This window comes from Paenarthrobacter sp. NyZ202, assembly GCF_049860755.1.
In the GTDB taxonomy this organism is placed as follows: Bacteria; Actinomycetota; Actinomycetes; order Actinomycetales; family Micrococcaceae; genus Arthrobacter.
In genome coordinates this window covers 2,421,169-2,433,789 of record NZ_CP187556.1, presented here as the reverse complement: position 1 = coordinate 2,433,789, position 12,621 = coordinate 2,421,169, and the positions used below count along the sequence as shown (strand labels likewise).

General features: G+C 63.7%; 11 protein-coding genes. 4 read left to right on the top strand and 7 right to left on the bottom strand.

The annotated features are described in order from the left end of the window. Positions 1-36 precede the first annotated feature (36 nt). The 4 genes from arc to ACPFL9_RS11225 all read right to left on the bottom strand — a co-directional run bounded on the left by arc (position 37) and on the right by ACPFL9_RS11225 (position 5,030). The gene (gene arc / locus ACPFL9_RS11240; RefSeq protein ID WP_426002701.1) at positions 37-1,842 is read right to left on the bottom strand and encodes a proteasome ATPase; all 1,806 of its coding nucleotides are present in this window, start codon (positions 1,840-1,842) and stop codon (positions 37-39) included. Between the two features lie 97 nt (positions 1,843-1,939). After that, positions 1,940-3,004 (bottom strand): tRNA (adenine-N1)-methyltransferase, encoded by a 1,065-nt coding sequence (locus tag ACPFL9_RS11235; protein WP_426002699.1) that lies wholly within the window; start codon positions 3,002-3,004, stop codon positions 1,940-1,942. 115 nt (positions 3,005-3,119) lie between these two features. After that, on the bottom strand, positions 3,120-4,283 hold the full coding sequence (locus ACPFL9_RS11230; RefSeq protein WP_426002698.1) for a site-2 protease family protein: 1,164 nt from the start codon (positions 4,281-4,283) through the stop codon (positions 3,120-3,122). Next, positions 4,284-5,030, bottom strand: coding sequence for an HAD family hydrolase (locus tag ACPFL9_RS11225; protein ID WP_426002696.1), 747 nt, complete (start codon positions 5,028-5,030; stop codon positions 4,284-4,286). It lies immediately after the preceding gene. A gap of 121 nt (positions 5,031-5,151) precedes the next feature. On the opposite strand from ACPFL9_RS11225, the gene ACPFL9_RS11220 reads away from it, so the two are divergent. Beyond that, positions 5,152-6,057, top strand: coding sequence for a PAC2 family protein (locus tag ACPFL9_RS11220; protein ID WP_426002695.1), 906 nt, complete (start codon positions 5,152-5,154; stop codon positions 6,055-6,057). An 82-nt stretch (positions 6,058-6,139) separates the two neighbouring features. Here ACPFL9_RS11220 and mshC read toward each other — a convergent pair whose 3' ends face one another. Further along, on the bottom strand, positions 6,140-7,417 hold the full coding sequence (mshC, locus tag ACPFL9_RS11215) for a cysteine--1-D-myo-inosityl 2-amino-2-deoxy-alpha-D-glucopyranoside ligase (protein ID WP_426002693.1): 1,278 nt from the start codon (positions 7,415-7,417) through the stop codon (positions 6,140-6,142). Between the two features lie 15 nt (positions 7,418-7,432). Beyond that, entirely contained in the window at positions 7,433-8,266 is an 834-nt protein-coding gene (locus ACPFL9_RS11210) for an undecaprenyl-diphosphate phosphatase (RefSeq protein ID WP_426002692.1), read from the bottom strand. Positions 8,267-8,317: 51 nt separating this feature from the next. On the opposite strand from ACPFL9_RS11210, the gene ACPFL9_RS11205 reads away from it, so the two are divergent. Further along, on the top strand, positions 8,318-9,247 hold the full coding sequence (locus ACPFL9_RS11205) for an aldo/keto reductase (RefSeq protein ID WP_426002691.1): 930 nt from the start codon (positions 8,318-8,320) through the stop codon (positions 9,245-9,247). Between the two features lie 10 nt (positions 9,248-9,257). Here ACPFL9_RS11205 and rfbA read toward each other — a convergent pair whose 3' ends face one another. After that, positions 9,258-10,124, bottom strand: coding sequence for a glucose-1-phosphate thymidylyltransferase RfbA (gene rfbA / locus ACPFL9_RS11200; protein WP_426002689.1), 867 nt, complete (start codon positions 10,122-10,124; stop codon positions 9,258-9,260). A 55-nt stretch (positions 10,125-10,179) separates the two neighbouring features. Here rfbA and rfbB point away from each other — a divergent pair, with 55 nt between their 5' ends. Both rfbB and ACPFL9_RS11190 read left to right on the top strand, forming a co-directional pair. After that, on the top strand, positions 10,180-11,178 hold the full coding sequence (rfbB, locus tag ACPFL9_RS11195; protein WP_426002687.1) for a dTDP-glucose 4,6-dehydratase: 999 nt from the start codon (positions 10,180-10,182) through the stop codon (positions 11,176-11,178). Between the two features lie 5 nt (positions 11,179-11,183). Further along, positions 11,184-12,605: a sugar nucleotide-binding protein gene (locus ACPFL9_RS11190; protein ID WP_426002686.1), complete on the top strand. Its 1,422-nt coding sequence runs from the start codon at positions 11,184-11,186 to the stop codon at positions 12,603-12,605. Positions 12,606-12,621: the final 16 nt, after the last annotated feature.

The following is a 12,621-nucleotide window of genomic DNA, read 5'->3' as shown; positions in this document are numbered from 1 at the left end:
GCAACTTTTCGGTGGGAACTCCCTGTGCTCCGGCTGTCACAGGTACTGGCCTGTGTTGGCAGTGGTTTCGATGGACTTGCCGGGTTCCTGGCCCGCCTTGCCCTGGACGATGGTGCGGATGTACGTGATGCGCTCGCCCTTCTTGCCCGAAATCCGGGCCCAATCGTCCGGATTGGTGGTGTTGGGCATGTCCTCGTGTTCGCGGAACTCATCGACCACGGCCTTGAGCAGGTGGTCGATCCGAAGACCCTTTTGGTGGTTGGTCAAGAGGTCCTTGATGGCGTATTTCTTGGCCCGGTCCACCACGTTCTGCACCACTGCGCCGGAGTTGAAGTCCTTGAAGTACAGCATTTCAGTGTCACCGTTGGCGTAGGTGACTTCGAGGTACTCGTTGGACTTCTCCGTGGAGTACATGGCCTCCACGGTGCGTTGGATCATGGCGTCAACGGTTGCCTGGACGTCGCCGCCGTACTCGGCGAGGTCCTGGGCGTGGAAGGGCAGGTCTGTGGTGATGTACTTGCCAAAGATGTCCGCTGCGGCCTCGGCGTCCGGGCGCTGGATTTTGACCTTGACGTCCAGGCGGCCGGGACGCAGGATCGCCGGGTCGATCATGTCCTCGCGGTTGGAAGCGCCGATGACGATGACGTTGTCCAGGCGTTCCACGCCGTCGATCTCACTGAGCAGCTGCGGAACGATCGTGGTTTCCACGTCCGAGGACACGCCGGTGCCGCGGGTGCGGAACAGCGAATCCATCTCGTCGAAGAACACCACCACCGGGCTGCCGTCCGATGCCTTTTCGCGGGCTCGCGAGAAGATCAACCGGATGTGCCGTTCGGTTTCGCCGACGTACTTGTCCAGCAGCTCAGGGCCCTTGATGTTGAGGAAGTAGCTCTTGAGGTCGGTATTGCCGGCACGCTCGGCGGCACGGGCAGCCAGGGAGTTCGCCACAGCCTTGGCAATGAGGGTCTTGCCGCAGCCCGGAGGGCCGTACAGGAGGATGCCCTTGGGTGCCTTCAGGCCGTGCTCGCGGTAGAGGTCCGGGTGCAGGAAGGGCAGTTCCACGGCATCGCGGATCTGTTCGATCTGGGGGCCGAGTCCGCCGATGTCCTGGTAGGTGATGTCCGGAACTTCCTCCAGGACCAGGTTTTCCACCTCGGCCCGGGGAACCTTTTCCAGGGCGTAGCCGGTCCGTGAGTCCAGGGACAGGGCATCCCCAACCTTCAAGTGCACGTTCTGCAGGGCCCCGGAGAGCCGGACCACCCGCTCTTCATCAGCCCGGCCCACCACCAGGGCGCGGTCCTTGCCCAGCAATTCCTTGAGCGTCACCAGCTCGCCGGCCCGTTCGTAGCCCAAACCGGCCACGACAAGAAGGGCCTCGTTGAGGAGGACTTCCTGGCCTACGGCCAACTGGTTGACGTTGACCAGGGGGCTGATGCCAACCCGCATCTTCCGGCCGGCATTAAAGATGTCCACGGATTCTTCCGTGGCCGCCTGCCCCGAGTTGCCCGGCGCAGGTTGCCGCCGCGGATTGATCTGCAGCACCGTTCCAAAGCTGTACGGCGGCTGGCCCTCCTGCTCCAGGGCTCCCTTGAGACGCAGGATCTCAGCCTTCGCTGTTTCCAGCATGGAAACGAGCTTGCTGTTGTTCTGGGTGGCGGCAGCAAGCTGGCGGTCGATGTGGCGGAGCTTGTCCCTGAGGATGTTGATTTGCCGCTCGGCAACAGTCAGTTCGCTCGAAGGGTCCGGCGGCTGGATGCCAAGCCTGCGGTTCGCTGCCTCTCCCGCTGCAGCGTTTGGTTCCTCCGGCGTCGGCCGTCCAATGTCGTTGTTCGACGTATCCACGATTCATCAGCCCCTTCCTGCGCTTAACAAGACCTTAGTCCCGAAAAGCTCAGGGTGCTTGGTGACATCCGGAATGCGGACCCGATTGTGATCTTTGTCAGTTTGTGACTGACGGGCCATCCTGGACATTGGTCCCGGCGATGGCGTCGCGGGCAGCCCGCCGCAGTTTCTTGTCGGAGACGGCGCGCTCCCCTACTGCTCCAGGGGTCCAGGCGTTGAGATCTTCTTCGCTGAATTCTGTCTTGGAGGGGCGTCGTTTGGTGGAGATACCGGTGACTCCTTCTGCCAGCCGCCGGGTGACCAGCAGGAATCCCGTGTGTGCCACCATGCGGTGGTCGGGGCGCACAGCCAGGCCTTCCAGGTGCCAACCGCGCACCATGGACTCCCAGGCGTCGGGCTCGGTGAAGCGGCCGTCGGCGCGGATGGCTTCGGCCGTTCGGGAAAGCTGTGTCACGGTGGCGACATAGTTGATCCAGACGCCGCCCGGTGCCAGGACGGTTGCAACCGCATCAAGGCATTCCCAGGGCGCCAGCATGTCCAGGACCACGCGGTCAACGGAGCCGGGCTCCTCGGCCTTGACCACTTCTTCCTGGAAGTCGCCCAGCGAGATCTGCCAGGCCGGATGGGGGCCGCCGAAGATGGTCTCAACGTTTCCGCGGGCAATGTCCGCGAATTCTTCGCGTCGTTCGAAGGAGTGGAGGTATCCGCCGTCGCCGACCGCCCTCAGGAGGGAAATCGACAAGGCGCCGGATCCCACGCCGGCTTCCACGACGCGGGCGCCCGGGAAGATGTCGGCCATGGTGACGATCTGCCCGGCGTCCTTCGGGTAAACCACCGCGGCACCGCGGGGCATGGAAAGAACGAAGTCCGACAGCAGCGGCCGGAGTGTCTGGTACTGCTGTCCGATGTTGTTGCTGACCACCGAGCCGTCCACCTTGCCGATGATCTCGTCGTGGTTCAGGAAGCCGCGGTGGGTGTGGAAGGCGCCCCCGACTTCCAGCGTGATGGTGTTCATGCGCCCGCGCTCGTCAGTGAGCTGGACGCGTTCGCCAACCCGGAAGGGTCCGCGCCGGCGTGCCGCGCCGGTAGGCTGGACGGCGGCTCGGGCAGCTGGCTGGCCGGTGGTTGCGCCGGCTTCGGGGGCGGCGGTTTCGCTGCTCATCTGGTGTTCCTCGCTCCTGTGCGGCGGATGGACCGCCCTTGTGTTGCTGCGTGCTGGCGCCGAAAATCGGTGGTTTTGTTTTAGGGGCCGGCAGGTAACTCTACCGGCAACAGCGTCAGGCCCGCCCGGTACCCCGGACTTCCTTGCCTGTAATGGCTGTCACGACGGCCTGTTGGCGGAGCAGGCCAGTGACGGTTCCATTGTGGTCAACGACTGCGTATTCGCCACCTTCGAGCCACGCCAGGTACTGGATCAGCTCCTGGCCCTTGGACCATTCCGGAACATAGGCACCGGCAGCCAAAGCGTGCGCCACCGCGGTGACCGGCGTCGTGGAGACTGCCTGCGGCGGCACAGCGGCAGCGGCAGCGGGGTTGACAACACCCTGCGGCCTGCCGTCAGGTCCACAGATAACGACGGCGGGACTCCCCGCCGGGGACATCGCCAGGACGTCTGCCACAGTGGCTGAGTTCGGAACGCCGACCGCGGGGTCGGCCAGGGCCGCCGCGCTGACAAGGTAGAGGCGGCTGCGCAGGCGGCCATGGTGGATGGACGCCGACGCCCCCATCCACAGGAAACCGCAGACGAGGACGGTGATCAGCATGAGGCTGATGTCCAGGGGTGCGCCGCTGATGAGCGGCAGGCCGATGAACCAGATGACCAGCGCGGCAACGATCGCGCGCCCTGACCAGCCCGCAGCGATGGTTCCTTTGTCCTGGCTGCCGGTGACCTTCCAGACAGCCGACTCGACCAGGCGCCCGCCGTCCAGGGGAAGCCCTGGCAGCACGTTGAAAATACCGATCAGGAGGTTGGCCCACATCAGGATGTTCGCCAGGATGTCGGCCACACCGGTGAGGGCACCGGTGGACAGCACGAGCCACATGCCGCCTGCCAGCACGAAGTTGGACACGGGACCGGCCATGGCAACGATCACTGAACGGCCGGGAGAAGCGGTAAAGCTCTCAAACTGGGTGTGGCCGCCCCACAAATTCAGGACGATCTTCTCCGTGGGCCAGTTGAAGGCCTTGGCACTGAGTGCGTGGGCGAGTTCGTGCACCAGCACGGACAGGGCCAGCAGCAAGGCATAGCCAAGGGCCACAAAGTATGCCCCGGCGCCGAGTTCCGGCATCCTGACCAGGAGTGCAGGTCCGTAGACGATGACCGTGAATCCGGCAATCACGAACCACGAGTACGCCAGATACACAGGGATTCCCGCGATTTTTCCGAGGGGTATTCCGTCCTTCTTGCTGGCCGCGTGGTGTGGCGCGGAGGGACTGCTCACTTAGTTGGCCCTTTCCAGCAGGCCTGCGTCCGGCGTCTCCGTTGCCGCCTGGGCGGATGCCGCGCGACCATGGACGAGTTGTGCAACATCGTCGGTCGCTTTGCCGGCCAGAGTGTCCCACAGGATCATGTCCGGGAGTTCAGGAAGGGGGACCTGGTGCGGTATGCCTACAGTGACGACGCCGGAGGCCAGTGCCGCAGTGGCACCGGGAATGGAGTCCTCCAAGGCGACGCAGTGGTTGATGGTGAGGGCAGGATCGTCGAGCTGCAGACGGTCGATAGCCGTGAGGTAGGCCTCCGGGTGGGGCTTGCCGTTAGTCACGGTGTCACCAGTGACCAGGAACTCGAAGTATGGCTTGGGGAGGCTTTCGACCACCACTCCGGCCAAAGGCCCCTCGGACATCGTGACCAGGGCACAGCGGATGCCGGATTCGTGGAGGTCGTTCAGCAGTTCCCGGGCGCCTGGACGCCACGGGACCTCACGCCGGACCTGTTGGATGACTTCGGCGCTGAGGTGGTCCACGATGTCCCGGGCCTTCATCCGGACGCCCGCAGCCTGCAGGATGGCGGCCGAATGCATCAATGACTGCCCTACCAGCTGCATGGCCTGCTGGTGTGACCATGTTCCGCCGTGCGCTTCAACGAGTGCGCGTTCAGCGGCAATCCAGTAAGGCTCGGTGTCCACCAAGGTGCCATCCATGTCCCAGAGCACGGCTTTGAGGTGGGGCTGACCGGGAGATGAATGCATGGCTTCAAGTCTACGTGGAATGCGGCGGTGGCCACGCCGGGGTTGCGCTGTGGGCGATACGGGACACGCTTCGGTGTGAAATGCCATGCATCCGCATCGGACTTGGACGTAGGGTGAGTGGATGAACAGTGTCGACGGGACCCCCGAAGGACAGGACATCACAGCGGAGCCCGAGCGTTTCCTCAAGGAACCTGCGGACGGCGAACGCGTCACCGTCATGATCGCCGCTTTTGAAGGATGGAATGACGCCGGTGAAGCTGCCAGCGATGCCCTGCATTACGTGAACAAGCTCTGGGACGGCAAGAAGGTCGCCACAGTGGACGCCGAGGAATACTACGACTTCCAGTTCACCCGGCCTACGGTGCGGCGGACCTCCTCCGGCGCGCGGAAAGTGAAGTGGCCCTCTACGCGGATCTACAAGGCAGCCGTACCGGAGAGCAACGTGGACGTCGTGATCGTGCTCGGCACCGAACCTTCCTACCGCTGGCGCGCCTACACCACGGAACTGCTGGTTCATGCTGAAGCCCTCAAGGTGGACTCCGTGATCCTGGTGGGCGCCCTGCTGGCAGATGTGCCCCACAGCCGGCCCATTCCCGTCAGCACCACCACAGAGGACAACTCACTGCGGGAACGCTTGAATCTGGAGGCTTCACAGTACGAAGGCCCCGTGGGGATCGTGGGAGTGCTGGCCGAATTCGCCATGCTCGCCGGGCTGCCCACCGTTTCCCTGTGGGCAGCGGTGCCCCACTACGTTGCCCAGCCGCCCTCCCCCAAGGCCCAGCTCGCCATCCTCCACAGGATCGAAGACCTCCTGCAGGTCCCCTTGGACAGCCGTGCGCTGGCAGAAGAATCCGAGGCCTGGGAACGCGGTGTGGATGAACTGGCCACGGAAGACCCGGAAATTGCCGCCTACGTCAGGCAACTCGAGGAAGCAAAGGACACGGCGGACCTCCCCGAGGCCTCGGGAGAATCGATTGCCAGGGAGTTTGAGCGCTACCTCAAGCGGCGCGGCAAGGACCGGCCCTGAGGACCCGGCCAACCAAGCGGAAGGGCCCCGGCAGCGACCACGTCTCTGCCGGGGCCCTTCCCTGTTCCCGGGAACAGCGGGACTAAAGTTCGACGCCGAGGAGGGCGTTAACCGCGTCCGCCACCAGTTCGGAATCTGACGGGGAGTGCGGCGCCGCGTTGCGAAGTGCTGCTTCTGCCCAGGAATCGACGGCGGTCAGCGCACCCGGCGCGTCGAGGTCATTGGCCAGCTCCTTCCGCATGGCCTCGACCAAAGGTGCTGCCGATCCGGCCGGAGCTTGCGCCAAAGCACGCCGCCAGGTTGCCAGACGGTCCTTGGCGGCCTCGAATTCTTGGGCGGTCCAGGACCAGTCTGAGCGGTAGTGGTGGGCCAGGATGGCCAACCGGATGGCGGCGGGTTCTTCTCCGGCAGCGCGAAGATTGGAGACGAGCACCAGGTTGCCTTTGGATTTGCTCATCTTCTCGCCATCCAGGCCCACCATCCCCGCGTGTGAGTAGTGGTGCGCCAAGGGGACGCCGGACAGTGAGTAGGCGTGTCCCGCGCCCATTTCGTGGTGCGGGAAGATCAGGTCCGATCCGCCGCCCTGGACCGTGAACGGCGCAGGGAGGTACTTCTGCGCGATGACCGTACACTCGATGTGCCACCCGGGCCGACCGTCGCCCAGCGATGCCCCGGGCCAGCTGGGCTCCCCCTCGCGTGCAACCCGCCAAAGCAGGGGATCGAGCGCCTGGCGCTTGCCGGGCCTGGCCGGGTCGCCGCCACGCTCGGCGAACAAGGCAAGCATTTCGGCTTCGTTGAGGCCTGAGACAGCGCCGAGGGACCAGGCGTCCGTAGCGTCTGAGCGCTTCCCGGCCGTCTCGACGTCGTAATACACATCCCCGTCCGGTTCGCCGTCGGTGCCGTTCACGCGGTAGGCGACACCGTCGGCGATGAGTCGCTCGATGGCGGGCACGATGTCCGGGATGGCTTCCACGGCGCCGATGTAGTGGTCCGGGGAAACGACATTGAGGGCGTCCATGTCAGTGTGGAACAGTTCGATCTGGCTTTGGGCCAGTTCACGCCAGTCCACGTTGGTGGCGTTGGCCCGTTCGAGCAGGGGATCGTCGATGTCGGTGACGTTCTGGACGTACGACACCCGGGCCCCGGCGTCACGCCATACCCGGTTCAGGAGATCGAAGGCGACATAACTGGCCGCATGCCCCATGTGGGTGGCGTCGTACGGCGTAATACCGCACACGTACATGGACTGTTCCGGCCCGGGTTCAAGAGCCACCACACGGCCCAGGGACGTGTCGAAGAGGCGAAGGTCGGACAAGCTGCCGGGCAGCTCAGGAACAGGGCGGGAGGTCCACGATTTCACGAGTCAACCTTAGTGCTAGGCGCTGATCACACCGAAACCGAGCAGGACATACAGGGCCAGGCCCAGCAGGATCCGGTACCAGACGAAGAGCCTGTAGCTGCGGGTGGAGACGAACTTGAGGAACCAACCAATGATGATATAGCCCACCACGAATGCAATAACCGTGGCCAGGGCGGTCTCGCCCAAGCCGTAAGGGCCGGCTATTCCTTCGTTGGAAACCGTTTTATACAACTGGTAGAGGCCGCTGCCGAAAACAGCAGGGATGGCCAGGAGGAATGAATAACGCGCTGCCGCTTCACGGGTGTAACCCATCAGGAGGCCGGCGGTGATGGTGCCGCCGGACCGGGAGACTCCGGGGATCAGGGCCATGGCCTGGGCGAAACCGTAAAGGATGCCGTGCTTGTAGCTGAGCTGGGTGAGGTCCCGCTCCTGTCGGCCCACTGCGTCTGCGACGGCCAGGATCATGCCGAAGACGATCAGCATGGTGGCCACAATCCACATGCTCCGGAGAACCGACTCGATCTGGTCCTGGAAGAGCAGCCCGAGGACGATGATCGGCAGGCTGCCGAGGATCACCAGCCATCCCATCCTCGCGTCGGGATTGTTCCGTTCAACCTTGCCGGTCAGCGATCCGAACCAGGCTCCGATGATCCGGACGATGTCACGCCAGAAGTACACGATGACGGCGGTCTCTGTGCCCAGCTGGGTGATGGCCGTGAAGGCGGCGCCCGGGTCGGCTGCATTCGGAAGGAACGAACCAACAATCCGCAGGTGCGCGCTTGAGGAGATCGGGAGGAATTCGGTGAGGCCCTGCACAAGGCCCAGGAGGGCTGCTTCTATCCAGTTCACGTGAATAGACCCTACGTCATGAAGTCCTGCAACTGCCCGTAAGCTAGCAGCATGCAGCAGCGTTATGTCGGCAACAGCGGCTTCCGTGTGTCCTCGCTTTCCCTGGGGACCATGTCCTGGGCACAAGAAACGGATGAACAGGATGCCGCGGCGTTGCTTCACGACTTCGTGGATGCCGGCGGCACGGTGATCGACACCGCTGCTTCCTACGCCCAGGGCCAGGCCGAAGCCATGCTGGGTTCCATGTTGGGCGACGTGGTGGCCCGTTCGGAAGTGGTCATTTCCACCAAAGCCGGAGTGTCGTCGTCGGATGGCCGGCGCAGCGTCGATGCCTCCCGCGGTGCCATGCTGGCGGCGCTGGACGCCAGCCTCGCCCGGTTGCGTACCGATTACCTCGACATCTGGTTTGTCCACGACTGGGACGGCAACGTTCCCTTGGACGAGACACTGTCAGCTTTGGAACTCGCCCAGCGCAGCGGCCGGGCACGCTATGTGGGAATCTCCAACTACAACGGCTGGCAGACGGCGAAAGCGGCCGCAGTGGCCGGATTCACGCTGGTGGCCAACCAGTCCGAGTACTCCCTGGTCCAGCGAAAGGCCGAAGAGGAACTGATTCCCGCGGTGGAAGATGCGGGACTGGGGCTGATGGCTTGGGCTCCCCTGGGGCGTGGCGTGCTTAGCGGCAAGTACCGGGGCCAGGTGCCCACTGATTCGCGCGCGGCGCAGGGCAGGCTTGCCGGCTATGTGGAGCAGTATCTTGAACCGCGTGCGTCACGGGTGGTTGAAGCCGTGACCATGGCCGCGCGGGGGCTGGGCCGCTCGCCACTGGATGTTTCCCTGAGCTGGCTGCTGTCCAGGCCGGGAGTAGCCACCGCAGTGGTGGGAGCAAGGACACCGGTCCAGCTGAAGGAATTGCTGGATGCCCAGCTGACTGCGCTGCCCGCCGAGATTTCCCGTGCCTTGGAGGACGTTTCGGGGTGATGACGGACGGTCACTGCCTCTCGAGGATATCCATGAGGTAGCTGCCGTACCCGCTCTTGGCCAGCTTGCCTGCCTGCCTGCGAAGCTCGTCGTCGCTCAGGTAGCCCATGCGCCACGCGACTTCCTCCGGGGCTCCGATCTTCAGGCCCTGCCTGTTTTCTGTGGTGCGGACATAGTTGGAGGCATCATTCAGGTCGGCGAAAGTACCGGTATCCAACCAGGCGGTGCCCCTGGGGAACTTCTGCACATGGAGTTTGCCCAGTTCCAAGTACTGCCGGTTGATATCAGTGATTTCAAGCTCGCCGCGGGCTGAAGGCTTCAGATCCTTCGCCATGGCTACTACGTCGTTGTCGTAGAAATAGAGGCCAGGCACGGCGTAGTTGCTCCTGGGAGCGGACGGTTTTTCCTCGATCGAGATGGCGAGGCCGTGGTCGTCGAATTCCACCACACCGTACGCTGCGGGATCCTTGACCCAGTAACCGAAGATGGCGCCGCCGTCCACGTCGCTGTATTTCCTCAGCTGGGCTCCCATGCCGGGGCCGTTGAAAATATTGTCGCCGAGGATGAGGGCAACTTTTCCGCCGCCGATGTGCTCTTCGCCCAGGATGAAGGCCTGGGCCAGGCCGTCAGGGGTGGGTTGCTCGGCGTAGGTGAGGCTAATGCCGAATTGGGAACCGTCGCCCAAAAGGCCATGGAACTGCACTGCGTCTTTTGGCGTGGTGATCACCAGAATGTCCCGGATCCCGGCCAGCATCAAAGTGCACAGCGGGTAATAGATCATGGGCTTATCGAAAACAGGCACCAGTTGTTTGCTGATTCCCAGCGTAATTGGATGGAGCCGTGACCCGGTTCCGCCGGCCAAAATAATTCCTCGCATACTTTGCTGTCCCCTCCCCTGCCGGTGTGCCCGTATGGGCGGCTACGCTATCGCCATGCAGAGAATCCTTGTCACCGGCGGGGCCGGATTCATCGGATGCAACTTTGTCCACTACATCATGGAGCACAGCAGCCTCCATGTCACTGTTCTGGACAAACTGACCTACGCCGGAAACCTTGCGTCACTGGACGGGCTTCCGGACAGCAGGTTCGACTTTGTCAAGGGCGATATCTGCGATGCAGGGTTGGTTGATACATTGACGGCCTCCGTAAATGCCGTGGTGCATTTCGCCGCTGAATCGCATAATGACAATTCCCTGCAGGATCCCCGGCCATTCGTGGACACCAATCTGGTGGGCACCTACACCCTGATCGAAGCCGCAAGGAAGCACGGAACCCGGTTCCACCACGTCTCAACGGACGAGGTGTACGGCGACCTTGCCCTGGACGATCCGGAACGCTTCACAGAGGAATCCGTTTTCCGGCCGACAAGTCCCTATTCGGCAACCAAAGCGGGGTCCGACCTGCTTGTACGGGCATGGGTCCGCTCCTTCGGACTCCGGGCCACCATCAGCAACTGCTCCAACAACTACGGGCCATTCCAGCACGTGGAAAAGTTCATTCCCCGGCAGGTCACCAACGTCCTGGACGGTATCCGCCCACGCCTCTACGGCGAGGGGCGCAATGTCCGGGACTGGATCCATGTGGAAGACCATTCCTCCGCCGTGGCCGCGATCCTGGAGCGGGGACGGCTCGGAGAGACCTATTTGATCGGGGCCGACGGTGAACTGTCCAACCGTGCCGTGGTGGAGAAGCTCCTGCTGGTCATGGGCCAGCCGCCCGGCGCGTTCGACCTCGTGACGGACCGCCCGGGGCACGACCTGCGGTATGCGATCGACTCCGCCAAGCTGCGCCGCGAACTGGGCTGGACCCCCCGGTTCGGGAATTTCGACGACGGCCTGGCAGCCACCGTCCGCTGGTACACGGACAACGAAGCGTGGTGGCGGCCGCAAAAGGCTGAAACGGAACTCAAATACGCCGGACAGGGACACTGACGCCGATGGCTTCCGCGCAGGGAATGACGGCCAGGACCACTCCCATCCCCGGCCTGCTGCTCTTTGACCTGCCCGTCCATGGCGATGCCCGGGGGTGGTTCAAGGAGAACTGGCACCGCGGCAGGATGCTCGCGTTGGGGCTGCCGGACTTCGGGCCGGTACAAAACAACATCTCCTTCAATGCCCGCCGGGGCACCACGCGCGGGATTCACGCCGAACCGTGGGACAAGTTCATTTCGCTGGCGTCAGGAAAGATCTTCGGCGCCTGGGTGGACCTGCGGGAAGGGCCGACCTTCGGGACTGTCTTCCATGCAGGGATGACTGAGGGACAAGCAGTGTTTGTGCCGCGCGGAGTCGGGAACGCGTTCCAGACCCTGGAAGACAACACCGCGTACACCTACCTGGTCAACGACCATTGGAGTGCCGGTGCGCAGTCCGGATACACCTTCCTCAATGTGGCCGATGAGGACACTGCTGTCCCGTGGCCTGTTCCGCTGGACCAGGCCATCCTGTCCGAGCAGGACAAGCAGCACCCCCGTCTCCGGTCGGTGGTTCCCATGAAGCCGCGGAGGATCCTGGTGCTGGGTGCCAACGGCCAGCTGGGCAGGGCGCTGAGGCAGGCCTTCGATGATGCCGCCCACGTCGACTTTGTCGGAAAGGACGGCTTCGACATCACACATGAAGCCGCGTACAGCACCTTGGAGTGGAAGAAGTATTCGACCATCATCAACGCCGCAGCCTTCACGGGCGTGGATGCGGCGGAAACCACGCAGGGGCGTTCGGCTGCCTGGAGCGTCAACTCCGGTGCGGTCTCCCGCTTGGCGCGGACCGCCGTCGAGCATTCCCTCACGCTGGTCCATGTATCCAGCGACTACGTCTTCGACGGAACTGCTCCGGTCCATACGGAGGACGAACCTGTGAGTCCCCTGGGCGTGTATGGCCAGAGCAAGGCCGCCGGCGATGCCGCCGCGGCGGTGGCGGCCCGGCATTACATCGTGCGGTGCAGCTGGGTGGTGGGAGACGGCCGGAACTTTGTCCGCACCATGGCGGGCCTGGCTGCCAAAGGGGCGGCTCCCACGGTGGTGGATGACCAGGTGGGGAGGCTGACCTTCGCGCAGGACATCGCAGAGGCCATTCGCCATCTCCTGGACTCGCAGGCGCCCTTTGGTACCTACAACCTCAGCAGCGATGGCGAACCGCAGTCCTGGGCAGACATTGCCAGGGAGGTCTACCGTCTGTGTGGAGCCGATCCCGGCCAGGTGACTCCCGTCAGCACCAAAGAGTATTTCAAGCCGGGGACAGCTCCGCGTCCGCCCAGCAGCGTTCTGGACCTCGGGAAAATCCGGAGCGCCGGATTCGAACCGCCCCAAGCGTCCAAGCGCCTGGCCGCGTACCTCGAGGATCCGAACCTCTGGCGCGGTCCCTGAAACAGGCCTACAGTTG